Source organism: Collinsella aerofaciens (assembly GCF_005844325.1).
Lineage (GTDB): Bacteria > Actinomycetota > Coriobacteriia > Coriobacteriales > Coriobacteriaceae > Collinsella > Collinsella aerofaciens_G.
The window spans coordinates 1-24084 of the sequence record NZ_SPFY01000021.1; the positions used below are offsets into that span (position 1 = coordinate 1).

Genomic DNA, 24084 nt, shown 5'->3' on the forward strand with positions numbered 1-24084 from the left:
CGTAGCGGGTGGTTTAAAGCTGGCCGCTGCGCGGCCAGCGGACTAAAGTCTTGAACAACACCCGCCACCGGCACGCCCGGTGGCGGGTTCTTTTTTGCTTCGCGCGTATAGGAGAAGAACATCATGGAAAGCCGCAAGCCGTATCTCGCCACCCTGCCCGGACTCATCCTGGGCTGCCTCGTTTGCTGCACGCTCTGGGGGTCGGCTTTCCCCTGCATCAAAATCGGCTACGGCCTCTTTGGCATCCCGGCGCACGACAGCGCCTCGCAGCTGCTCTTCGCCGGTCTGCGCTTCACCCTTGCCGGCATGCTGGTCATTGTTGGCATGAGCGTGGCCCAGCGCCGTCCGCTCGTTCCGCAAGCGCGTGATATCAAGCCCATATGTATCCTGTCGCTCTTCCAGACTATCGGGCAGTACTTCTTTTTCTACCTGGGACTCTCGCGCGCCAGTGCCATGTCGAGTTCCATCATCGAGGCCAGCGCCAACTTCCTAGCCATCCTCTTTGCCGCTCTGGCGTTTCGCACCGAGAAGCTCAATACGGCCAAGGTGCTCGGCTGCGTACTGGGCTTTGCCGGCGTCGCGCTCGTCAACCTTTCGGGCGCGGACGGCACCTTTGGCTTTACGCTCGACGGCGAGGGTTTTATCCTGGCCTCCACCGTCGCGGGTGCCCTTTCGACCTGCCTGATCGGCATCTTCTCGCGCGAGCACGACGGCGTCTTGCTTGCCGGGTGGCAGTTCTTGGTCGGCGGCCTGGCCCTCACCGCCATCGGCTTTTTGATGGGTGGCGCGCTCTCCCCCACGGCGATTGCCCCCGCCATCACGCTCATCATCTACATGGCGCTTATCTCCGCGGTCGCCTACTCGCTGTGGTCGCGCCTGCTTGCCGTCAACCCCGTCAGCCGCGTCTCGGTCTTTGGGTTTATGAACCCCGTCTTTGGTGTGCTGCTGAGCGCGCTACTGCTCGGCGAGGGTGCTGGCACGAGCCCCGTTACCGTCATCGTTGCCCTGCTATTGGTCTGCGGCGGCATCATCATCGTCAACAAACCCAAAAAAGCCTAGCGAGCTACCCTTATTTAGCAGAGAGGATTCACATACTTTAGCTTAATGGAGTACATCAGTGAGCTGAGGGCCGCCACGCACGCAAGCGTGCACCCCTTTTCCTAGCGTATCTGGACGCCGGCTTTCTTTTTCTCGGCCTTGACGCGGTAGAGCTCCGCATCGGCAGCGCGAAGTAAGTCTTGCCAGGTATCAACACTATCGCCGACCCGCGCGTAACCGATGGACATCCGCAATGCATACGGCACCTCGGCACGAGCGAGCTCGTCGTTAATCGCCGAACACAGGTCTATGATGTCCTGTTCCGCCGCAGCCTTCTGGAGCACCACGAACTCATCGCCGCCATAACGTGCGATAAAACCACCAGACGCCGAGCAGACCTCTTTGAGCGTAGCAGATATGACCTGGAGAGCATGGTCGCCCTCCACATGTCCATAGCGATCGTTAATCAGCTTAAAGCCGTCGGCGTCCATCATAAGCAGATACACATCATCGGCCTGATCAGCACCCGAGAACAGCGACAGCATATAGGTCTCAAAACGGTTGCGATTGTTAAGGCCAGTCAACGGGTCGGTCGAGATCAGCTGCTCCTGACAGATGATATAGAGCAGCAACATGCTAATCATTATGCCGACACAAAGGCCAGGCACCGAGTATACGATCTGAAAGGTACCGCCCACCAGAGCGGGAACCGCAAAAAAGGCGAGGGTGCGATAAATGGCCTTCTTTTGCAGGCTTTCGACTTTTCGAGCCTGAATAAAGGCATGCAAGGACGTATATATGACGTAGCAGTAGCTAACGATAGGCTGAATCATATAAAGCGCTCCGCGACGATATACGCCCCGCGCATCGATATAGAACATAGCGTGCGTCCAGTAGCTGGTAAATGCCAGAACGACCACCAATGCGGTTGGCAACGTTAAAAGTACCACCCTATAGGGCGTGGTCAGGAGCCGTGAGCCCTGCATCGTCTCGGAATAGAAAAACCAAATGAGGCACGCGATGGCGAACAGCGAAAACGAAACCGCGTTGGAAATCCAGTTGGCCGTGATGCCTACAGGAGTGCTCACGCCGTCCGAGAGCGTCCAGATCATATCGAAGAAAATGTAGGCAGCAGACGTGTAGCCCAGCATGCTAAACAAAAGCTGCTGGGTGCTCGAGAACAGGGAGCGACGGCTTCGTACGGCAAGTCCGATAAGAATAATCATGCACAGCAGGAATATCTCGATCTTGAGTGCCTTTACCACTAGACGCCCTCCCTTCAATATCCAAGTGGCCAGAATCGCCCAATTCGAATCTGGGCAACAAACACCCCCTACTCCGCAGGAGTAAGGGGAATAATAGCAGAGCGACCGAACGTCACTGCAAGACAGCTCTCGTTCGGGCGCTCAAACGGCGCGAGTTGCACGCCGGAATCATTGATGGGTATCGATTGCTACTCGCCATCGATGTCGGTCGCGACAGCCTCTTCGATGGCCTCGACACCGGCAGGCGACAGGTCTTCCTTGCTCTGGCAGAACTTCTTATCGACCCAGCCGGTCAGAATCGGGGCCATGATTGCCGTGATGATGACGGCAGTGGCGATCTGCGCATACGCGGTGGGCGCAAGCTCGGCATAGCGCGGAGCGACCTCGGCGAGGGCGACCGGCGTGGTCATGGCCGTGCCGGCAATGGTGGAACATGCCACAGCCGCCTTACCATTGCCGCCACACAGGCGCTCGAAGGCAAAGGTAATGGGACCGACGATAAAGAGCGTGATGAGGCCCAGCAGGATGCCCGAAATGCCACCGGCGATGAAGCTCGAAAGGCTCATGGACGCACCGAGCTGAAAACCAATTACAGCGATCGCGGGATTGGCGCCGGGAACCAGCAGGTTCTTGATAAACGGGAACAAGTTGCCCAGGACCATGCCGATAACAAGCGGCAGGATGGATCCGATGATGGTGCCGACGGGGATGTTGGCGAGACCCGAAACACCAAGGATGATCATCGTGACGGCGGGGCCGGCCGTAAAGAACAGGATACCGACAGCGCCCTGCTCGGACTCATCGCCGAACTCGCCCATGATGCCCGTATAGAGCGCCATGTTGCAAAACGTAATGCCGCCGATGATGGAAACCGAGCTCAGGCCTAAAAAGTTATCGTTAAAGAAGTACGCGACGCCCAGACCCAGCGCGGCTGCCACTACAAGCTTAGGAATCAGCACGACGATGCCGGTCTTGATGGCGCCCGGCGTGGACTTAAAGCTGATGCCGGCGCCCACGAACAGCAAGATCGCGGCAACGATGGTGTTGGAGCCGCCGCGGCAGGCAGCCGTAAAGAAGCCGCCGACCTCAAAGACCTGCGGGCAGAAGGTATTGAGCAAAAGGCCGACGATCATCGGATAGATCATGATGTCGCCCGGGATGCGCGGTACCTTGAATTTCTTTTGCTCGCTGGCGGTCGCTTCCTGTGCCATGAAACCCCCATTTCCGCTGACGCAGAACAAAAGCCCACGTCACGCTTTGCTACAGTAAAGTTTGACCATGGTACCAGAAGAAGCAGACCGCCTCGGTGAGAAATTCGATTCGTTAGGCCGGGACGATAACGCGTCCTGCTCCTATACGAGGCTCAAAACGATATAGAACACGATGCCCGAAACGCAGCACCACAACATCGACTTTGTCTTGATTGCCACCGCCACGACGCCGGTGGCCGCAATCCAGGGAACCAAGGCAGGCCAGAGTCCCGCGTCGAACGCGCCGGGGTTCACCAAGTCGTTGGCGACCAGCGCGGCAAAGGCAGCGGGCGGGATATAGCCCAGGGCCTCGGTAATGCGGGGCGACAGGGTCCGCCCGCGCAAGGCGAACGCCGGCGCGATGCGAAAGAACGCGATAGCAGCCCACGACGACAGCCACAGAACCAAGAACTCGTTAGCGGGCATCGCGGGCACCTCTTCCGTCAAATACAGCATCGCACGCCAGCGCAATGGCAATGCCGACCACGACGCTTGCCGGCACGGCAATATTCGCGAGGCCCAAGAACTTGCATACGGCGACGGACACCGCGCCCGAAACCGCCGCGACAACGTTACCGCGCGACAGCCGCTGCGAAAAGAGCAGGCAGATAAAGAGCGAGGTGCAGACAAAGGCTGCAATGGCGGTGGGAACATCGACAACGGCGCCGACGATGGCGCCCATCGTACACGAAACGCCCCATGTTGCGATGAGGATTACGTTGAGCACAAAGGACTCGCGCGGGCCCCAATCCTCCCCTTCAACCAACTTGGCAAGCGAGATGCCATATGCCTCCTCGGTAAGTGTCGCGGCAACAGCCAGCGTCTGACGCTTCGAGGCACCCCTCAGATGCGGTGCGATCGATGCCGAGTAAAGCGCAAAGCGCGAGGAGATTGCGGCGACGCTCGCGACGATCGATGCTGCAGGCACACCCGCCAGCCACAGGTTGCAGATCATAAACTGGCCGCTGCCCGTCACAAACGTACTGCTTAGAGCAAAGACCATCCAGGGCTCCATTCCCGTCTGCCCCATGATCATTCCGCACGGCGCGCCTATTGCAACATAGGTAAGCATCACTGGCCAGACGGTTCTAACGATTTTGAGCACCATACGTTTCTCATCCTGACAAGGTCTCCGAGCCGCATGTAGCGACACGGCAGAATCATCATCCGGCAGCAACCGAGTTCACCTACAATTGCCACCGGATCGAAAGACACAACTTTTTAGGAAGTCATTATGACAGCTATCGATCGAGACCGGGCGCGCGCGGCCTTCAAAAGCTACACCGATGCCTACGACGCCACCAACCCACGCATCGCGCTCAAAATCGAGCATACGTACCACGTGGCCGAGGCATGCGATGCCGTAGCGCGCGAGCAGGGCTGGTCGTCAGAAGATATTGACCTGGCATGGCTTTGCGGCCTGCTACACGATATGGGCCGCTTTGAGCAGCTGCGACGCTGGGACACCTTTAAGGACGCCGAGAGCATGAGCCATGCGGCGCTGGGCATCGAGGTCCTCTTTGGCGAGAATCCCGCCGATGCACCCGCCGTAACGAGCATCCGCGACTTTATCGATGACCCGGCAGAAGATGAGCTCATCCGAGCGAGCATTGCCTATCACAGCGATTTCCGTCTACCCGCGCAGCTCGACGAGCGCACGCGGAGCTTCTGCGATATCGTGCGCGATGGCGACAAGATCGACATTATGCGCACCATCGCCGACAGCACTGTCGACACTATCCTCAAGGTGGACGAGAAGACGTTTCTCGGCAGCCGTTTCTCGTCGCCGACACTTGCCGCCTTTGACGAGCACCGCTGCGTCGCACGCGATGAGCGCGATGAGCCCGCCGACTTCTTGGTGGGGCTTATCTGCTTTATGTTTGAGCTCGTCTATCCAGCAAGCCGCGCGCTGGCGCGCGAACAGGGCGATATCCACCGCCTGCTCGACGCGCCCTTTGGCATTACGCGGCCCTTTACCGACCCCGCCACGCAGGCAACTTGGAGCCGCCTAAAGGACGAGATGCGCGACTGGCTGGCGCGCGCCTAGCGCTCAAGCTGGGCCAGCAGCTCCTCGACGACCTCGACGGCGTCCCCAACAACCTTGTACTGGGCAGCACCGAAAATGGGGGCATCCGGGTCCTCGTTGATGGCGATGATGCACTCCGCCCCACCGATGCCGGCAAGATGTTGGATGGCGCCCGAAACACCGATACTCACGAGAAGCCTGGGCGAAACCGATACGCCCGTCTGGCCAATCTGGTGGCGATACTCCAGCCAACCCGCCTCCACGACGGGACGCGTGCAACCAAGCTCGGCACCCAGAGCCTCGGCGAGCCTTCGCATCAACGGCAGGTTTTTCTTGGAACCAATGCCGCGACCCACCACGACCAGGCGCTCGGCATTGGCGATCGAGGGCTGCTGTCCCCACTCCTCGGCGGGAATCGAGATTTCGACGCGGGCCTTAACGTCTTCTGCAAGCGCCACCTGGGTGATCGTGCCGGAGCGGCCGTAGTCGAAGTCGGGCGCCTTAAAGATGCCGGGACGCACTGTTGCCATCTGGGGACGGTGATGGGGGCAGACGATGGTGGCCATCAGGTTGCCGCCAAACGCCGGGCGCGTCTGCTGCAACAGACCCGTCTCCGTATCCATCGAAAGCACGGTGCAATCAGCCGTAAGGCCCGTCTGCAAGCGGACGGCAACGCCGGGCGCCAGCTCGCGACCAAAGGCGGTCGCGCCGTAGAGGATGGCCTCGGGCTTGCGCTCGGCTACCAGATCGCAGATCAGACGAGCATAGACTTCCGCGTCGTTTTGACGCAGACGCTCGTCGCGACAGGCCAGCACTTCGTCGGCGCCGGCGCAAACCAAATGCTCAAGCTCCTCGAGTGAACTCTCGGGGCTCACGCCGACTAGTGCCACCAAACGGCAGCCGCGGGCATCGGCAAGCTCGCGGCCCTTGCCCATGAGCTCATAGGCCACAGGGGCTACAGTGTCATGCTCGTCAGTCTGAACGAATACCCAAATATCTCGATACGCGTCGAGGTCCACCGTGCCGACGGCTTCATCGCGCTCGATCGAGATGGCGTTAACGGGACAGGCGTCGACGCAGCCGCCGCACAGGATGCAGCCGTCGGTTACGCGGGCGCAGCGGTTTGGCCGCTCACCCTCCACCACAATACCGCCCGAGGCGCAGGCACGAACGCAGCGACCGCAGCCGATGCAGGCTTCGCTATCGATAATCAGTCCGCTCATCTATGCCATCCCCTCGATAATCTTGGCAAGCTTTGCCGCCTGCTCGGTCGGTGTGCCCTCAACGGCTTCGCACGTTTGATCGCGGTCGGGCACAAACGAGCGCACGACCTGCGTCGGCGAGCCAGCAAGGCCGCAACGCGCGGGGTCGGCATGCACGTCGGCAGCGCTGACCACGCACACGTCCGCCTCCTCTGCCGCACGAATACCGGCAATGCTCGGCATGCGCAGCTGGCCAATCTCTTTGGCAGTTGTCATCGCGCAGGGCATCTCCAGATACACGGTCTCCTCGCCGGCATCGCATCCGTGAACGAGCGCCAGCGAACCGCACGTCGTAAAGCCCGCGCTCTGCACGCAGCTCACATCGGTCACGCAGGGAATCTCGAAGGCGCCGGCAAGCTCGGGACCAATCTGGGCCGTATCGCCGTCCACCGCCATCTTGCCGCAGATAAGCAGGTCGAAGTCCTCGTCGAACGCCTCGATACCGCATTTGAGGGCATACGTGGTCGCCAAGGTATCGGCACCTGCAAAGGCGCGATCGGTTAGCAGCAGCGCGTCGTCGGCGCCACGGGCGATGCAGTCGCGCAGCAGCGCTTCGGTCGCGGGAATACCCATCGACACCACCGTCACGCGCACATCCATGCCAAAGCCGATAAAGTCGTCCTTGAGCGCCAGCGCGCACTCCAGGGCACTCGCATCAAAGGGATTGATGACCGCCTGCTTGCCGTCGCGCACAATGGTATTGGTCTTGGGGTCCATCTTGACCTCGGTGCTTCCCGGCACCGCCTTGACGCACACCACCATATGGAAATCGCTCATCTTCACGCGCCCCCTTTCTGGACGAGTTCATCCAAGAGCTTCTCCGAAAACAGGTTGCCGCGACCCAGCTGTCCGGCAGGATCGAGCTGGAGCTTGAGCCGCGCCGATTCGACCATGGCCTCGTGGCCGTACATCGTCTCGAGAAAGCCCGCCTTGATCTTGCCGACGCCGTGCTCGGCGGAGACGGCGCCACCCATAGCCGTAACTTCGGAGGCCCACTGGGCAAACAACTCGCCGCCGCGGCGGTAATCCTGCGCATCGCGCGGCAGGATGTTCACATGCAGGTGGTTGTTGCCGATATGGCCCCACGCGGCGGACTCAAGACCGCTTTCGGCCAACGTGCGGCGATAGAGGGCAATCACATCGGCCAGGCGCGCGTTGGGCACCGACATGTCCGAGCCCAGCTTGGTGATGGTGGGGTCGGTGCGACGACGCTCGTCGATAAGCATGTTGACGCTCTCGGGCACCGCATGGCGGAAGAATCGCTGGCATTCGCGATCGACCTCGGTACGCGCGACCCACGTCGCATCATCGCTGCCGCCCGCAAGCTCCAATACCCACCCCAGGTGATACAGTTCTTCAGTCGCCTGGGCTTCATCATCGCAGTCGAGCTCCACGTAGACGCAGACCTTGGCCTCTTTGTCGAGCGCCGGCAGCGAAGAAAACGCCGTCGACTGCTCGCGCTGGCGGCGTAGGATATCCAGGGCGCCCGCATCGAAATACTCGATGGCGGCCGCGTGGGACAGGACGGGGCGCACGGAATCGGTGAAGGACACGGCCTTGTCTTCGCTATCGAAAAAGCAGCTCACACCCCAAACGACCGCCGGTGCCGGCTGCAGGGCAATCTCGAGCTCCGTAATGACGCCGAGCGTGCCGCAGGCGCCGATAAAGAGGTCGATGGCATCCATGTCGTCCGCAACAAAATAGCCCGAAGCATTTTTGGTCTTGGGCATGGTGTAGGCGGGAAGATCAAGCTCGAGCGTGCGGCCCTGCACCGTGACGAGCGAAAGGCGACGACCCTGCGCAAAAACCTCGCCGCGCTGAAGTTCGACCAGGTCGCCATCGGTCAGCGCGACATGAAGACCCGTGATGTGGGGGCGCATGGGACCGTAAGCGTAGCTACGTGCGCCAGAGGCGTTGCATGCCGCCATACCGCCCAAGCAGGCAGATGCCTCGGTGGGATCGGTGGGAAAGAACTGCTCGGGGGCATCCTGAAACTCCTCGTAAGCCTTAAGCGATGCCTGGTCCCAGCCTGCGGTCGGAAGCACCTTTTTGCCCAGTTGCTTGCGCAACTCGGACAGCACGACACCCGGCTCTACGCGAAGCAGAAAGCGACCCTGTTCATCGCGGCGAAGGCCTAGGTAGCGATTCGTACGGGAAGTGTTGAGAATGTGGCCGCCATGGGGCACGGCGCCGGCGGCAAGACCGGTCCGGGCGCCCTGAACCGTTACCGAGACGCGCTCGGCATGGAGCTGCCGCAAGATGGCGCGAACCTCGTCTTCCGATGTTGGAAACGAAATGCTCGAGGCCTCGCCCGACGAGCGAGACTCGTCGCGACCGTATTCCTCGAACTCATCAGTGAAGGGTTTGATAGTTGCAGACATGCAGAACTCCCCTTTAGCTAACTACAGTGTTTGCAGGGAGATGTTACCGCATCGTTTCGTTGACGTGTTCGAGACCGTCTCCATAATTGAGGATTTTTACGTTCGTGCAATTCGGCGAGCGGCCGCCACATCTCGGCAGGCGATGTTTTTTACACATATCGCTTTGCCGCCAACGATCGCGAAATTGGCGCTCAAAAAATGTTGAAGTATTTTTACCACCTGTTACCTGCGACGATGCGAATCCGTCAAGTATTTGGTCAGCTTTTGGTCAAGTAGTGGCTGATACGGTCGGCATCGACAGCCAAAACCGATAGAAGTTTTGGTCCCAGAAGCAGGGAGGTTCCTATGGCATATTACTGGCCCCAGTACGGTGTCGCCATCGAAGTCGACGACGATCCCCATCTCCTGCCTTTCGAAGAAGAGGCATTCCCCGACACGACGGTCTACCACGTCACTACCGATGTGATCTGCGACCCTGAGTCGTTCTCGGCACTCGCCCACCACATCGCATGCATCCACGACATCGAGCTCCCTCCCGACTTCGATGAGCTTGTCTACTCGCGCCGTCTGATGCTTCACATGCTCTTTGGAGCGGACCCGTCCACGTTCGCACGCGTCTACACCACCAAGGACGCCGCATGAGCGCGAAGAAGTTGCCCCGGCTCGCGAGTCCGGGACATCGCAAGAAACTCATCGCTGTCTGCTTGGCTATCGTCTGCGCCCTCGTCGCCGTAGGCTTGTACGCCTGGCAGACACAGCCCGTACCCGAAGCGGGCGCCTCGGTCACGACGGCCGAGGGCAAATCGCGCCAAGAAATCCAAGACGAGCTCGACGCCATCGTCCGCGACAACATGATGACGATCTCGGTCGCGCCGGTCGCCCAGCTGCAGGAAGGCGGCAAGTTGCGCGTCAACGTGCAAAACGTCCAGGACAACAAGTTTCCCCAGCGATTCCGCGTCATTCAAAACGACGAGACCATCTATGAGTCCGGCATCGTCGAAACCGGCAAGACGGTTGAGACGTGTCCCGCCGGCGATATCGAGGAAGGCGAAGCGTATATCGAAATCCAGGCACTCGACACCAAGACCCATGACAACCACGGCAATCCGACGCGCGTCAAGGTCCGGGTGGAACAGGCCGAGAGCTAGCCCCTAACGCCCGCTGTGTCATTGCGCGCAGTCACCAACACTCGTCCAATCATCGCGGGGACGGCCCGCGGCGAATAGAAAGGAACGACCATGGACATCACCAGGAACATGAACGGAGCCAGAGCGCTCGTCGTGGGCGCAGGGCTCGCGCTCGCGCTCGCAATGGGCGCCGCCCCGACGCCAGCTATGGCAGCCGGGCGTGTTGGAAGCACGAAGGTAATGGTCAAGACCGAGATCGACAACGTTAATTTCAAAGTTCCGACGGTTATTCCGTTCATCGCCAAGGCCGACGGCACGCTTCAGGGCCCCTCAGAAGATGCAACCACCATCGACAACCTTTCGGCCTACGGCATCCATGTCACCAACATGAAGATCGATGCCATGAACACCTGGACCATTGCCGCCGACGCGAAGACCGGAACCGCTCAGAACTCCATCGACTTTAAGGTCGGTCCCGAAGGCGCGCTCCAAGACGCCAGTGCCGCAATGCAGGGAACGGGAATCGATCTTTCCAAAAACGCAACCTTTGATATGGGCTATCAGGGTATTGCCGGCGGTTCGGACAAGATCAAGCTCAAGACGAGCGGAAATGTCGCCCGCGTCACGCGCGACATCTTCCACGTAACCGGCGAAGGCGATCAAGTTGCAACAATCACCTGGACGGTCGAGCCCGGTGCGCACACGGCATAAGGTGATCGCCCTGGCCGCCGCCGTCAGCATCCTAGCGTTTGGGCCAGCCATGGCCTTTGCCCAGCAAGAACAGGCTCAGGCCGCCACGCAAGTGACGGTCGACCTCTCGGGGCTCGACCGCGGCAACCACCAGGAACCGTTGGCGCAGACAGGCGACGAAAAGCAGCTCTTGGCAGCAAGCGTCGCTGCGGCGGGCGCGGGAGCCACCGGCCTCGGACTGTGCATCAAACGCAACCAGCAATAAGACACAACCAGCTCGCACAATATAAAGCAAGGAGACCCCATGGCATCGAAGAACCTTTTGCCCGTCGTCGCGCTCTGCGGCGCACTCGCAACCGGAACGCCTATCGCCGCTTGGGCGACCCCCGTCATGGCGGACTCCTTGCCGGCAGCCCTAAGCCCCGCACCAGACCCGTCGAGCGTCATTGCGTGCAAGCGGTTTTCGCTCACACAGGCAACAGTCTCGACCTCGGGATGCCTTCGTCAGGACACGGACAGCTCGATAGTCGTGGATATCAAGCGTTCGGACAAGACGGACGGCTCCCAGGCAGGATGCGCCATCTGCACGTGGCGCTCAGTTGCGCTCGATGCAGATGACGACCCTTGCGATTTGGAGCTACGCATCGACATCGCTTCGGTCGATGACTCGGCGAACGAAGCGAAGGTCGCCTTCGACAGCGCGTTTTTCGAAGAAGAAGGAGGTGTATGCCTGGGCTGCGTTGTCTCGCACGCCGACGGCGCGCAGCCCACGCTCTCATTCACGGCATCGTTGCGGATAACCAAAGCCAGCACCGACGCCGTCGCAACGGGAGAGACCCCCCTGTTGTTCTACGCCGACAATGCCGAAGGCGCCAAAATCAAAGACGATAAGCAAAACGGGTCGCTCAGCCTTACTCGAGGGGCGAAACTCTGCCCTATCGAGATCGATGTCCAAACGCAAGACAGGCAGCACGTACTTGCCGACCCGGCGCTCCTCGAAATGGAATGGAATGGAGCTGGAGCCATCGGGGTCGCCCCCTTTGTATTGAACGAAATGGCCTTCCCATCAAAAGATGGCACCACGAACGCAGCCATAACAGAGGAGAAAGCAGACAGCGCGCCACTGCCGACAAACGGCATCTCCGCCCCTTCAGAGGAACCGGATGAAGCTGTTATCGAGCCAAACGATCCCCAACTCGAGGACAGCCTAGGCCTTGCGACGTCCCAAGATGTCGATGAGGGCAACTGCTGCATGCTCACCGCACTCGACCACACGACGACCGTCGATGCAGCAAGCATCGAAGTTGCCGCGGCCAATCAACCTGTTCGCAAATCTGCCATCATTGCATTTCCGGAGTCCGTCGAGGTCGTCTTTTTGCCATCGGGTGAAATCGTGGCACCAACATTGCTCACCTTGTTAGGCGCCAAGAATACTCGGAACGAAATCAAAAAGATCACGATCGTCGACCCTGCGACCACTGCCAAGCTGCGCCTATACGCCGTTGCCCCAGATGGAAGCAAAACCTTGGAATTCGATGGCGACACGCTCCAAGCTTGGCGGCGTCTGGACATTATGGAAGACGTCTCGTACCAGATTGAACTTGAAGGGTTTGACCGCGCCCGAGATGCCGATATCATCGCCGCGGGCATCGAGTCCCCGCAACGGCTGATGACGCTACGCTTTGAATACTATCCCTACGTTCCGACGACAACCTAGGGCTTTCCCGCTGAACGCCAGACTTAATACCACTCATATAACGTATTAGACAAGTCGCGATATGCCCTGCGTTCCATTCTGCTACGATTGCCAAGGTGGCATCAATACGGGAGGGCTCATGCCGGGCTTGGGAACAATCATCAACGTTGTGCTTTTGATTGCGGGCGGTCTTTTGGGATTAGCGGGCGGCCGTTTTATCACGCCCCGTATCCAAGATACCCTTATGAAGGCGTCGGGGCTGTGCGTCCTGTTTATCGGCTTGGGCGGCACCATGCAAAAGATGCTCGTCATCGATGGGAAAGCCCTGGCGACCACCGGCACCACCATGCTGATCGTCTCATTTGCGCTCGGCTCGCTTATCGGCGAGGCCATCAACCTGGAGGCCGCCATCGAAGACCTCGGCGAATGGCTCAAGCGCAAGACTGGCAGCGAGGGCGATAACGAGTTTACCAACGCTTTTGTCTCGGCTTCACTCACCGTGTGTATCGGCGCCATGGCCATTGTGGGGTCAATCCAGGACGGCCTGCTCGGCGACTGGTCCACACTCGCCCTGAAGGGTGCACTGGACTGCATCATTGTCTGCACCATGACGGCCTCGCTCGGCCGCGGCTGCATCTTCTCGGCCCTGCCCGTCGCCGTGTTCCAGGGGACGATCACGCTGTTTGCGGGCGCGCTCTCCCCCATCATGACCACGGCGGCCCTCGACAGCCTCTCACTCGTGGGATCCATGCTCATCTTCTGCGTCGGCGTCAACCTTATCCGACCTCAGACCTTCCGCACGGCCAACATGCTGCCCGCCGTCGTCATAGCCGTCATCTACGCCCTCCTGTTCTAAATCTATCTACGTTGCGGCATTTCGAACATCTGTTTGATGCTGTGCTATGATATGAGGTCACCGACACCGTATAGGGAGAGGAGAGGGCGGTGGCCGACCAGGACGTCAAGATGCTCATCGAGCGCATTATGGCCGAGGCTCGGACCCATCAGTCCGCCCGCTTCTCAAATAAAATCTATGCTGACGAGCCGATTCTCAAGACCGGCCGACAGATGCAGAACTTCCTCCCCGACCAGTACCGCAAGATGCGCGAGATATCGCGCTGGCAGGATGATCCCAAGGGCGGCGCGGGGCGTTGGCTATCAGAGGCGGAGCTTTTTTACCGTCAGGGCTTACTGATGGCCGACTTCGAAGACGATTGTCCCTACAACGGCACGTTTAAGTCGTACTTTCCCACCTACAACGCCATGAGCGATCGACAACTGCGCGGCTACTTTACCTGGCGCGCCCAGGTGCGCCGCAAAAAAGTGGAAGAGACGTCCACGTCCTTCGCCTTTTTATATCTCTACGAGCTCATCTGCGGCATCGGTGTAGACAATCCGCTCGACGGCTTCCGCAAAATCAAAGCCTTTTGGGAATCATACCGAGCTTATGAGCCCGGCATCGACCGGTTCGCGCGCGTATGGCTGCAGGACTACGCCGTATTCCACGGGCTCGATCCCAAACTGCTCAGCGATTCCAAAACGGTCTTATTTGATAAGGCGCTCATTGAGCTGCGCCGTGCGGCACGCGATATCGAGCCCTTGCCTACACCCGCTACACCAGCAACCAAACGCCGCAAATCCTCCGAGCCGACCCTCCCCCTGCCGCCCGATGAGGCGCGCGAGGAGCGACTGATGGCTGCGATCAATGCGCTGTCGACCTACAACCTGGGCAACTCAAGGATCAACCATGCGCACCATCGCGACCTGCGACACGTGGCTTGCGCCGTCTATGTCCGCATGGCCCGCTACTATGACACGCACCGAAAGAGTGGCATTGTGGCGAGCCTGTTTGGGGAGGAGACGGCCATGCCTTATACCATGTTTGCCTCGGCCGTCTTCTTTGCCCCCGAGCGCCACAAGGACTGCGAATATCGTCTGGACCCCATCCATATCTACCGTTGCCAAAACGGCTTTTGGGAATGCATGCGCATCCACGGCAGCAGACAAAAGAGCAGCAAGCTCGGCGAGATGATGCGTGCCTGCGATCAGCGCTTGCGCTTGGCGTTGGATCCCGCTCATCCCCTTAAGGAAGAAAAGGTTCCCAAATATCTGGCCAAGATCATCGACGATGAGATTGTGGCCTGGCTTTCGTGGGACGCTGCACACCAGCCCGTCAAGATCGATATCGACCTGAGCCAGCTGGGGCATATCCGAAACGCCGCAGCACAGACGCGCGAGGCGCTTTTGATCGACGAGGAGCGCGAGGACGATGCGCTTACGGAAGCCGCGGAAGCAGATTCTGGGCAACCGGAAGCCGAACCCGCGGCAAACATGATTGCCGAACCGGCCGCAGCGTCCACGCAGCAGAATGAGGCTGACGAGCCGACCATCTCCACCGAGCAGTTTGGTGTCGTGGCCCCGCTCCTCGCGCCCGAGCCCACACCCGCAACGCCCATGTCCGCCGGCACCGCATCCGCACTCGCCCACGCCGCAGAAGACTATCTTCGTGCGTTGCTCGAGCAGAACGCGGCGCAGGCAGCATCGGCTGTGGAGAGGTCGGGCCAGAGCGAAGACATGCTTGTCGACAACATCAACGAAGCGCTCTTTGACCTCGTGGGCGACACCGTTATTGAATTCGGCGCGGCGGGACCGCAGATAATCGAGGACTACGAAGCAGACGTGAGAGGATATCTAGACCATGAGTGATACCACATCCACAGCACCCCGTGTGCCCAAGCGCGTCGCCGCCGTCATTCTCAACTCGCTCAAGGGCGGCGTCGTCCCGCGCATCGGCCTTCCCTACATCACCGTGGGACGCGAGGTCGAGATCCGCGCCCTGCTCACCGACCTGAGCCTCATAGCCGATGGCGGCGCAAGCTTCCGCTTTTTGGTCGGTCGCTACGGCGCCGGCAAGAGCTTTTTGCTCCAAACCATCCGTACGCACGCCATGGGTGAGGGCTTCGTCGTCGCCGATGCCGACCTTTCGCCCGAGCGTCGCCTGCAGGGCGGTCAGGGGCAGGGTCTGGCCACCTATCGCGAGCTCATCCGCAATATATCGACCAAGACGCGCCCCGAGGGCGGCGCGCTCAACCTTATCCTGGATCGCTGGGTCGCCTCGTGCGCCAATACCGACGAGTCAGCCGTTAATGCCCAGCTTGCCCCGCTCGAGGAGATGGTCCACGGTTTTGACTTTGTCCGCATGCTTCGTCGCTATCGCACGGCCGTCTCTGAGGGCGACGAAGAGAGCATGAGCCGCGTGACCAAATGGATTCGCGGCGAGTACCGCACCAAGAGCGAGGCACGCGCCGAGCTGGGCTCCTCGACCATCATCAGCGACGACGACTGGTACGACTACATCAAGCTCATCGCGCGCTTTTTGGTCTGCAGCGGCTATAAGGGCATGCTGGTGCTCATCGACGAACTCGTAAACCTGTACAAGATCCCCAACGCCATCACGCGCCAGTACAACTACGAGAAGATCCTGACCATGTACAACGACACACTGCAAGGCAAGGCACAGTACCTGGGCATGATCATGGGCGGCACGCCAACCTCCATCGAAGACCGTCGACGCGGCGTATTTTCCTACGAGGCTCTGCGCAGCCGCCTCGCCCAGGGCCGTTTTGCACGCGAGGACCTCAAAGACATGCTCGCACCCATCATTCGCCTGCAGCCGCTCACCTATGAGGAGCTGCTGGTGCTCATCGAAAAGCTCATGCAGATCCATGCCGGCTACTTTGGCTGGACGCCTACGCTTACCGAGAACGACCTGGTGGACTTCCTCAAGATTGAGTTTGGCCGCGTGGGAGCCGACACGCACCTGACGCCCCGTGAGGTCATCCGCGACTTTATCGAGTTGCTCGATATCCTGTGCCAAAACCCCGATGCCGACGTGGCCGAGCTGCTGCAAAGCGTCGGCGGCGACACACTGGCACCGGCCAACGAATCGCCCACATCATCCGACGATCGCAACTTCGCCGAATTCACCATCTAACCTGCCAAAAAGGGACAGGTTTATTTTGACAGGTTTTATCTGGGCAAACGTCGAGACAGTAATGTAGCGAGCCACTGCCCACCGCGTTGAGAGTTCCGCTTTTGAGAGGAGGCCCCGTGAACGCCTTTGACCGCTACGCCCCGTTTATCCAAGACTTCATCTACTCCCACGATTGGGAGAGTCTGCGCTCTATCCAGGTTGCGGCAGCAGATGCCATCTTTAACACACAAGACAATGTGCTCCTAACGGCATCCACAGCTTCCGGCAAAACCGAAGCGGCCTTCTTTCCCATCCTGACCGAGTTTTGGGAGAACCCGCCCGCAAGCGTGGGCGCCCTCTACATTGGCCCCCTCAAGGCGCTCATCAACGATCAGTTCGTCCGCCTCAACGACCTCTGCGAAGAAGCCGACATCCCCGTCTGGCACTGGCATGGCGACGTTTCGCAGTCGCACAAGGCAAAGCTCATCAAAAAGCCGAGCGGTATCTTGCAGATTACGCCCGAGTCGCTCGAGGCGCTCTTGATCCATAAGCACATGGCGATTCCGCGCATGTTCTGCGATCTGCGCTACGTCGTCATCGACGAGGTCCATTCGCTTATGCGCGGCGATCGAGGCGGGCAGACGCTCTGCCTTATTGAGCGCCTGTCGCGCATGGCCGGCGTACAACCCCGCCGCATTGGCCTTTCGGCTACCATCGGCGACCCCGAGCGCACGGGTGCCTTTCTCTCGCAGGGAACGGGACGCGACTGCGTTATCCCTCGTTTTGAGGAACCGCGCCGCGTGTGGCGTATCTCCATGGAGCACTTCTACAACTCGGGTCCCCAGGCGCAGCAGCGGGGATTCAAGAGCATGGGTCCTCAAGAGGCCGAAGTGCTTGCATGCGAGCGCATTGAGGCAGCGGCACCCGCGGCACTGCCCGTCAGCACCCAAGACATGCGCCATAGCGGACAACTCACACAGGAGGAACGCCGCCAACGTCGCGAGCAGGCACGGGGCAAGGCTGCCCCCAAGGACAGTCGCGCTTCCTCGGCCCCCGAGGGCGAAGTCGACATTCCCCGAGCACCCGAACAGGCATTACTCAACCCCACCGACACAGCACCAGACAACGCCGACCCCGGCATGGGCTATATCTTCGAACACACCCGCGGCCGCAAGTGCCTGGTCTTTGCCAACTCGCGCGAAGAGGCGGAGGCCGTATGCTCCATGCTGCGTAGCTACTGCGAAAGTCGACACGAGCCCGACCGTTTCCTCATCCATCACGGCAATCTTTCGGCATCGTTGCGTGAGACGGCAGAAGAGCTTATGCGCGACGAGGAACAGGCACAGACGACCGTTACCACCTCTACGCTGGAACTCGGTATCGATATCGGCCGTCTGGAGCGTGCGTTTCAGATCGATGCGCCGTTTACCGTCAGCTCCTTTTTGCAGCGAATGGGCCGCACGGGGCGCCGCGATCTTCCGCCCGAGATGTGGTTTGTCATGCGCGAGGAAGAGCCCGAGCCGCGCACGATGATGCCCGAGACCATTCCGTGGAAGCTCTTGCAGGGCATCGCGCTCGTACAACTCTATCGCGAGGAAAAGTGGGTCGAGCCGCCCGAGCTCGATCGACTCCCCTACAGCCTGCTCTACCACCAGACTATGTCGACGCTTGCCAGCACCGGAGAGCTCACGCCGGCAGAGCTTGCCCAGCGTGTGCTCACGCTTAGCTATTTCCATCGCATCTCGGCCGATGACTATCGCGTACTGCTGCGCCACCTCATCAAGATCGACCATATCCAAGTCACCGAGGGCGGCGGACTCATCGTGGGCCTCGCGGGCGAGCGCATCATTAACAACTTTAAGTTCTACGCTGTGTTCCAGGAAAACGAGGAGTTCACCGTTCGCAGTGAGTCGGCCGAGTTGGGCACGATCGTCAATCCGCCACCGCCCGGTGAGCGCATCGCCATCGCCGGACACTGCTGGATTGTCGAGGAAGTGGACTGGAAGCGCCACACCGTCTTTGCCACGCAGGTCAAGGGCCGGGTGCCGGCCTACTTTGGCGACTGCCCCGGTGATATCAATACACACGTACTCGAGCGCATGCGCAAGGCGCTCAACGAGCACGCAGCATATCCGTACCTTATGGGTAACGCACGGGCCCGCCTTGCGCAGGCTCGTCATACCGCCGAGATTTCGGGCGCGGGAACCAAGCCGCTCATTAACCTGGGCGGCGACACCTGGGTGCTCTTCCCCTGGTTGGGAAGCTACGCCTTTTTGGCGCTCGAGCGCATGCTCAAGATTAAATGTGCCGCGGAGCTGGGCCTTCGCGGACTCGACCCGTCACGCCCGTACTTTATGCAGTTTAAGATGAAGGCCGACGAGGAGACGTTCTTTGAAGTGCTCGCCGCCGAAGCCGAGAAAGACTTCGACCCCATCGACCTCGTCTATCCCGGCGAGGTGCCTTACTTTGACCGCTACGACGAGTTTGTTCCCGAAGAGCTCGTGCGCAAGGGCTTTGCCGAAGGCGTGCTCGACATCGAAGGCATGAAGCAGCGCGTTCTCGGCTGGCGCGACCACGCCTAAGACCAGTCTTTTTGGGACGAGGAGACTTATTTGTCGTGAAGGACGGTGCCGAGGAAGTCGGTGTCGAAGGGCACGGCTTCGGCAAAGGCGTAGTTGCCGTCGCTGGCGATGAGCAGGTAGTTTTCCTCGCCGCCGAACTCCGCATCGCCACATGGGACCACCCAGGCGTGGGCGAATACCTCGAGTGCCGTGGCAGCGCAATCGCGCAGGAACGTCACATCGCTCCCCTCGCTTGCGCTCACGATATTGGCCACGTAGATGCCGCCGGCATTCAGGCTGCCCCGCACTAGACGCAACGCCTCAACGGTCGCCAGCTCGCGTACGGGCTCGGCACCGCCAAAGCAATCGCTCACGACCACGTCGTAGCGACGATGACCCACACTCGTCACACCCAGATACGAGCGAGCCTCAGCAGTAATCACCCGCAAGCGGTCGCCCACCGTGCGCTCCAGCTCGTCCAGATAGAACCAACGGCGCGCCAGGCGCGTAATCTCTCCGTCATACTCGATAACGTCCATGCGCAAGCCCTCGTGCGACATCAGCGCAAACTTGGGATAGGCAAACCCGCCGCCACCCAGCATGAGCATACGGTCGATGCCGTGACCATAAGCGTCGTGCATTGCACCCTCGGCCTCAAACACGTCGTCAAACGCACGATAGTACACAAAGACGGGCTCAGCCCAACGCTCGCCAACGTAACTCGCGCTTTGGTAGACGCCGCCTTGCACCAATACGCGGACTTCGTCGCCGCCCTCGTCGTGCACGCGCTTCACACGCGCCAACCCATTGCAGGTTCGCGCAACCTGCAGACAGGCAACACGAACAGCGACAGCGGCCGCACCAAGCGCCGCGGCTCCCAGAGCAACGCCGGCAACGACGCCGGCAGAAACACTCGGCTTGTTCATCTAGAGCTCCTTTTGCAGATAAAGGCCATGGTCATAAAATCCAAGATGGCGATAGTACTCGCGCGTACCAATCGCGCTGATCACGTTGATGCGCGCATAGCCGGCATCCCGGGCAATCTCGCACGCACGCTCTACGAGCAAACGCCCCAACCCGTGATGCTGCGCCGCCTGGCCCTGGTCACCCACGCGTGCCGCCATGCCATACACGTGCACCTCGCGAATCATCGCCTCGTCCGGCGTCGTCGGCAACTCGTCCGCATGCGCGGCAACAAAAGCGCGAACGGGCAGCGACAGGCGCAAAAAGCCAGCGATCTTGCCTTCGGGCGTCACCCACTGCAAAAAGCGTTCACGCGTCACCGGCGTCTCGTAAGCGACCTCATCAAGAGACAGTTCATCCAGGTCGGCACCCGCGGTACTGATCTCGCGATAGCGAATCTCACGCACCGTCGCACCGTCACCCCGAGCAGCCAGGCGGTTCTCAACGAGCTGACGCAGGTTGGGCTTCTTGTTGCCCACCATGATGTCATCGGAACTAAAATCGCGGATCATGCGACTGATACGGCAGAACGCCGGCGTCACCACGATGTCGTCGGCTAACACATCGAGCAGTTCTTCCTCGGTATAGGGGCGCCACTCGCCGCGCTCGTAGCAGCCCACCAGACGCGAGCCCTCGATGAGCGCACACGGGTAGACCTTGACCTCGTCGGGCATAAAGGCCCCCTCAGTCATAAAGTGCTCGTAGTCGCGCTTGTCCCCCTCGGGTGTGGCGCCCAGCAAGTTGAGCATAAAATGCGCATGGATCTTAAAGCCAAACAGGCGCGCAAGCGAAAACGCCTGCTCGATCCGAGCCACCGAAATGCGACGCTCGTTGATATCGAGCAAATGTTGGTCGAGACTCTGAATACCCATCTGGATCTTGGTGCAGCCCAGGCGGCGGATGAGCGTAAGCGCCTGCGGCGTTACGGCATCGGGGCGCGTCTCGATAACGAGCCCCACCACGCGATGCTTCGCCGTCTCGTTGATGCGCTGCTGACGCTCAAGCTCCTCCATCGTTGCCGTTTGCCACTCGGCAACCTCGCCCCACGGCGTACCAGGGCCGTACAGCCGACGCACCGCGCGGTTATAGCCGCCCACGGCAGCATCCACACGCTCCTGCTCGTCGGCAACGCCGGCAGCAAGCTCGACCTCGTCTGTCGCAATGCCGGCGGCCCGATAGCGCTCGCGGCGTTCTGCTACCACAGGCGGCAGGGCATCGGCGGGAGCGTCATCGAGCAGGCGCCCCGCCTCGGCACGGCTGATGCCCGGACGCGCCAACATGGGGTTGGCCGCCACGCCCGCCACCGCATCATCATTGAGTGCACGGAAGAGCTCCGACATAAACCACGTCTGATACCCTTGCGGATAGTCGCTCCAGGTACCGCCGAGCACAATGAGCTCAATCTTATCGGTCGCATGCCCCATCTGCGAAAGCGCCGTCAAACGGGCGCTCACCTGCAGATACGGGTCAAAGCAATTTTGCTCCGCACGGGCGCATGCCGGCTCGGCGTGCAGATAGCTCTTGGGCATGCGCAGATCGTTGGGGCAAAACAGGCAATCGCCCGAGCATGGCCAGGGCTTGGTGATGACGGTAATGGTCGCCACGCCCGAGGCCGTTCGGCGCGGCTTCATACGCAGCACCTGCAGCAGTTGACGCTCCAGATCGGAATCGACATTCCACGCAGCCCACCGAGCCGGCTCCTCACGTTTAACCCGCTGGTAGAACGGCAGCAGACGGCGCTTGGCCAAATCGCGTTTGTCGGCACCCTCACGGCGCGCCTCGGCATGTATCAGTTTGACGAGCGCTTTGTCGTCCACGGTCTCGCCGCGACGCAGAGCCTCGAGTATGTTCAAGATAATCTGTTCCATGCCCCCATTGTAAGGGCAAAGGCGCCGAAGCCGATCTCGGCTTCGGCGCCTTCATCAAACAGCGCGTCTATATCTTCGCCTAGGCTTTCGTCTGCCCCACTACTCCGAATCAAACGACATGTCGCCCGAATCGACTTCAAAACTATACACAGCAGACTTATCCCCGTTATCGAATTCAAGATTCAAAATGGTCTCGCCGTCGTAGCCAAGCGGAAGGAAATCGCTCTCGAAGTCGCCGCTGCCCAAGGTGAGGCTCGCCTTAAAGCCCGTAGAGTTCGGAACCGTCATCTCCACATCGCCCGAGCCCACACTCACGTCCATCGACTTCGCGGGGGCCTGGTAGAGCTCGAACGTTACATCGCCCGACCCGACCTCTGCACTAAGCGCATCAGTCACGCTGCCCGCAAACTCTACATCTCCCGCACCCAGGAAAAGGTCGAAACCATCACAGGTGACACCGGCAATCTGCAGATCGCCCGAGCCCACGTGCGCGTTGACTCCCTTCAGATGTTCGGCAACACGGCGCGGCAGCTCAACCGTAACCGAGCGGTCAATTGCCTTACCGTCATCACTTCCAAACTGAGAAACCTTGAGCGTCGAGTCCTCGACGGATGCGATGTTCTGCGTCGCGGCCTTGGAGGCATCCATACCATTGGCAACGTGTCCCCGCTCGATAACGCGAGCCTTGTTGCCATCAACAACCTTGACGTCCACCGTAGCCGCAGCGATATCGAAATCGAGGTAGCGGAACTCATCGGCATCAAAAGTCGTGCTCGAAAGCTGCTGAGGCCGAGCAGAATAGTTACCGCTATTCAAGGAATCGTCCTCGTCAAACATATCGTCAAAATCAGACAAATGGCCAGATAGAATACCGGTCGTACGCACCATATCGGAATGAGCCAATAGCCGCGAAGTGCCAAAGACAAGCCCGATGATGAGCACAAACGCTCCGATGCCAACGCCCAAGCGTACCTTGGATTCATGCGAAAGCTTCATCATTCATCACTCTCTTTGGCAATCGGCTCAGCGGTAGTCGCGGTAGCCACGTCAGCATCAGATTCCGCAGAAGTATCCTTCCCCTGGGCCTTGACCGCCACCGACGCCGAACCAACCTGAATATCCCCGCGCGCCCAATCGCCATCGAGCGCACGCGCCACCCAGTGATAGATGGGAATCGTAAAGAAGATCAGTGCGGCAAAGGGGCCGGCACCAAACAGGAACATCAGCAAAAAGAACAGCAGCCAGCACACGGCCCAATACGGGAACGACTGGAACGGGCCCTTCACCGGAGTCGAGCCAACTGCGCTGCCACTCGTCGCCTGCGCCGTAGCGGCATTGGCGGCCTGCGCACTCCAGCTTGCCGCTTGCGCCGCCTTGGCGGCGGCGTCACTCGCCTGTGTTGCCGCCTCGGTGGCACGTGCCGCCGCCTCATGGGTACGGGCGCGATCTGCCGCCTCGGCCTCGCGCTGACGGGCACGGTCCTCGTTCTCAAACTCGATATCGTCCTCAATCTCATCGCTCGGATTGAGCAGCTCGTCCAAGCTCACACCATAGAGCTTGGCGAGCGAGATCAGGTTCTCGGTATCGGGCGAGCTCTCCGCGCGCTCCCATTTACTGACTGCTTGGCGCGACAGTCCCAGCTTTCGTGCCAGCCCTTCTTGGCTAAAACCCTTGCTGCGACGAAGGTCGGCGAGCCGCTGCGCAGTTTCTACATTCATGGTTCCTCCTATGTGATGCCAGCCGTGCCGCCGGACCGTTTTTCTTCTTAAGGCGCCTTGCACAGTTAAAAATCTATCCGCCACCGCCAAAAGCATGCCACCTATTCTAGTGAGATTTTTGACAACCGTCGGTTGCGGGTGCATATGAGCTGCGGAAATGTGTCCAAACAAAGCAATGACCCGTAGCTTGGTTGTCCCCGTTGCGGCGTTAACGGTAGTATGGTCGTACTGTTAATTCCGCACCGCCAACGGAGGGAGTTCCGCGC

General features: G+C 60.1%; 22 protein-coding genes. 11 read left to right on the forward strand and 11 right to left on the reverse strand.

All coding sequences use genetic code 11. The annotated features are described in order from the left end of the window. The first annotated feature begins 123 nt into the window (after positions 1–123). Positions 124–1059 (forward strand): DMT family transporter, encoded by a 936-nt coding sequence (locus tag FGQ61_RS07100; RefSeq protein WP_138375062.1) that lies wholly within the window; start codon positions 124–126, stop codon positions 1057–1059. 101 nt (positions 1060–1160) lie between these two features. On the opposite strand, the gene FGQ61_RS07105 is transcribed toward FGQ61_RS07100, so the two are convergent. The 4 genes from FGQ61_RS07105 to FGQ61_RS07120 all read right to left on the reverse strand — a co-directional run bounded on the left by FGQ61_RS07105 (position 1161) and on the right by FGQ61_RS07120 (position 4661). After that, positions 1161–2303, reverse strand: coding sequence for a GGDEF domain-containing protein (locus FGQ61_RS07105; protein ID WP_138375063.1), 1143 nt, complete (start codon positions 2301–2303; stop codon positions 1161–1163). Positions 2304–2491: 188 nt separating this feature from the next. Then, a complete protein-coding gene (locus tag FGQ61_RS07110; RefSeq protein ID WP_138375064.1) occupies positions 2492–3514 on the reverse strand; it encodes a 2-keto-3-deoxygluconate permease in 1023 nt (340 codons plus the stop codon). 141 nt (positions 3515–3655) lie between these two features. Continuing rightward, on the reverse strand, positions 3656–3979 hold the full coding sequence (locus FGQ61_RS07115; protein WP_055310541.1) for an AzlD domain-containing protein: 324 nt from the start codon (positions 3977–3979) through the stop codon (positions 3656–3658). Next, on the reverse strand, positions 3969–4661 hold the full coding sequence (locus tag FGQ61_RS07120) for an AzlC family ABC transporter permease (RefSeq protein WP_138375065.1): 693 nt from the start codon (positions 4659–4661) through the stop codon (positions 3969–3971). Before FGQ61_RS07120 ends, FGQ61_RS07115 begins: the two co-directional genes overlap by 11 nt. A gap of 126 nt (positions 4662–4787) precedes the next feature. Between FGQ61_RS07120 and FGQ61_RS07125 the strand changes: the two genes are divergently transcribed. After that, entirely contained in the window at positions 4788–5600 is an 813-nt protein-coding gene (locus tag FGQ61_RS07125; protein ID WP_138375066.1) for an HD domain-containing protein, read from the forward strand. Here FGQ61_RS07125 and FGQ61_RS07130 read toward each other — a convergent pair. The 3 genes from FGQ61_RS07130 to FGQ61_RS07140 are packed head-to-tail and all read right to left on the reverse strand — an operon-like array spanning position 5597 to position 9222. Continuing rightward, a complete protein-coding gene (locus FGQ61_RS07130) occupies positions 5597–6802 on the reverse strand; it encodes an electron transfer flavoprotein subunit alpha (protein WP_138375067.1) in 1206 nt (401 codons plus the stop codon). The two genes, FGQ61_RS07125 and FGQ61_RS07130, sit on opposite strands and share 4 nt — an antisense overlap. Further along, on the reverse strand, positions 6803–7618 hold the full coding sequence (locus tag FGQ61_RS07135; RefSeq protein WP_138375068.1) for an electron transfer flavoprotein subunit beta/FixA family protein: 816 nt from the start codon (positions 7616–7618) through the stop codon (positions 6803–6805). It abuts the gene before it with no gap. Positions 7619–7620: 2 nt separating this feature from the next. Continuing rightward, a complete protein-coding gene (locus FGQ61_RS07140; protein ID WP_192923917.1) occupies positions 7621–9222 on the reverse strand; it encodes an FAD-binding oxidoreductase in 1602 nt (533 codons plus the stop codon). A gap of 345 nt (positions 9223–9567) precedes the next feature. Between FGQ61_RS07140 and FGQ61_RS07145 the strand changes: the two genes are divergently transcribed. The 9 genes from FGQ61_RS07145 (at position 9568) to FGQ61_RS07185 (ending at position 19290) form a co-directional block, all read left to right on the forward strand. Beyond that, on the forward strand, positions 9568–9864 hold the full coding sequence (locus FGQ61_RS07145) for a hypothetical protein (protein ID WP_138375069.1): 297 nt from the start codon (positions 9568–9570) through the stop codon (positions 9862–9864). Further along, the gene (locus FGQ61_RS07150) at positions 9861–10370 is read left to right on the forward strand and encodes a hypothetical protein (RefSeq protein WP_138375070.1); all 510 of its coding nucleotides are present in this window, start codon (positions 9861–9863) and stop codon (positions 10368–10370) included. Before FGQ61_RS07145 ends, FGQ61_RS07150 begins: the two co-directional genes overlap by 4 nt. Positions 10371–10460: 90 nt before the next feature. Next, positions 10461–11060, forward strand: coding sequence for a hypothetical protein (locus FGQ61_RS07155; RefSeq protein ID WP_138375071.1), 600 nt, complete (start codon positions 10461–10463; stop codon positions 11058–11060). Further along, on the forward strand, positions 11044–11304 hold the full coding sequence (locus FGQ61_RS07160) for a hypothetical protein (protein ID WP_138375072.1): 261 nt from the start codon (positions 11044–11046) through the stop codon (positions 11302–11304). Before FGQ61_RS07155 ends, FGQ61_RS07160 begins: the two co-directional genes overlap by 17 nt. A gap of 39 nt (positions 11305–11343) precedes the next feature. Continuing rightward, complete coding sequence (locus FGQ61_RS07165; protein ID WP_138375073.1) at positions 11344–12756, forward strand: hypothetical protein; 1413 nt, start codon at positions 11344–11346, stop codon at positions 12754–12756. Positions 12757–12874: 118 nt separating this feature from the next. Continuing rightward, positions 12875–13591 (forward strand): DUF554 domain-containing protein, encoded by a 717-nt coding sequence (locus FGQ61_RS07170; protein ID WP_171021542.1) that lies wholly within the window; start codon positions 12875–12877, stop codon positions 13589–13591. 89 nt (positions 13592–13680) lie between these two features. Then, on the forward strand, positions 13681–15441 hold the full coding sequence (locus tag FGQ61_RS07175; protein WP_249360958.1) for a TerB N-terminal domain-containing protein: 1761 nt from the start codon (positions 13681–13683) through the stop codon (positions 15439–15441). Further along, entirely contained in the window at positions 15434–16729 is a 1296-nt protein-coding gene (locus tag FGQ61_RS07180) for an ATP-binding protein (RefSeq protein WP_138375074.1), read from the forward strand. Before FGQ61_RS07175 ends, FGQ61_RS07180 begins: the two co-directional genes overlap by 8 nt. A 116-nt stretch (positions 16730–16845) precedes the next feature. Further along, positions 16846–19290, forward strand: coding sequence for a DEAD/DEAH box helicase (locus FGQ61_RS07185; protein WP_138375075.1), 2445 nt, complete (start codon positions 16846–16848; stop codon positions 19288–19290). A gap of 26 nt (positions 19291–19316) precedes the next feature. On the opposite strand, the gene FGQ61_RS07190 is transcribed toward FGQ61_RS07185, so the two are convergent. The 4 genes from FGQ61_RS07190 to FGQ61_RS07205 all read right to left on the reverse strand — a co-directional run bounded on the left by FGQ61_RS07190 (position 19317) and on the right by FGQ61_RS07205 (position 23818). After that, positions 19317–20195 (reverse strand): spermidine synthase, encoded by an 879-nt coding sequence (locus FGQ61_RS07190; protein WP_138375076.1) that lies wholly within the window; start codon positions 20193–20195, stop codon positions 19317–19319. Further along, entirely contained in the window at positions 20196–22100 is a 1905-nt protein-coding gene (locus FGQ61_RS07195) for an elongator complex protein 3 (protein ID WP_138375077.1), read from the reverse strand. It lies immediately after the preceding gene. A 99-nt stretch (positions 22101–22199) separates the two neighbouring features. Continuing rightward, on the reverse strand, positions 22200–23099 hold the full coding sequence (locus tag FGQ61_RS07200; protein ID WP_138375078.1) for a DUF4097 family beta strand repeat-containing protein: 900 nt from the start codon (positions 23097–23099) through the stop codon (positions 22200–22202). Next, positions 23096–23818 carry a helix-turn-helix domain-containing protein gene (locus FGQ61_RS07205; protein WP_138375079.1) on the reverse strand — a complete coding sequence of 241 codons (723 nt, stop codon included), beginning with the start codon at positions 23816–23818 and terminating at the stop codon, positions 23096–23098. The genes FGQ61_RS07200 and FGQ61_RS07205 overlap by 4 nt, the downstream gene beginning before the upstream one ends. Positions 23819–24084 lie beyond the last annotated feature (266 nt).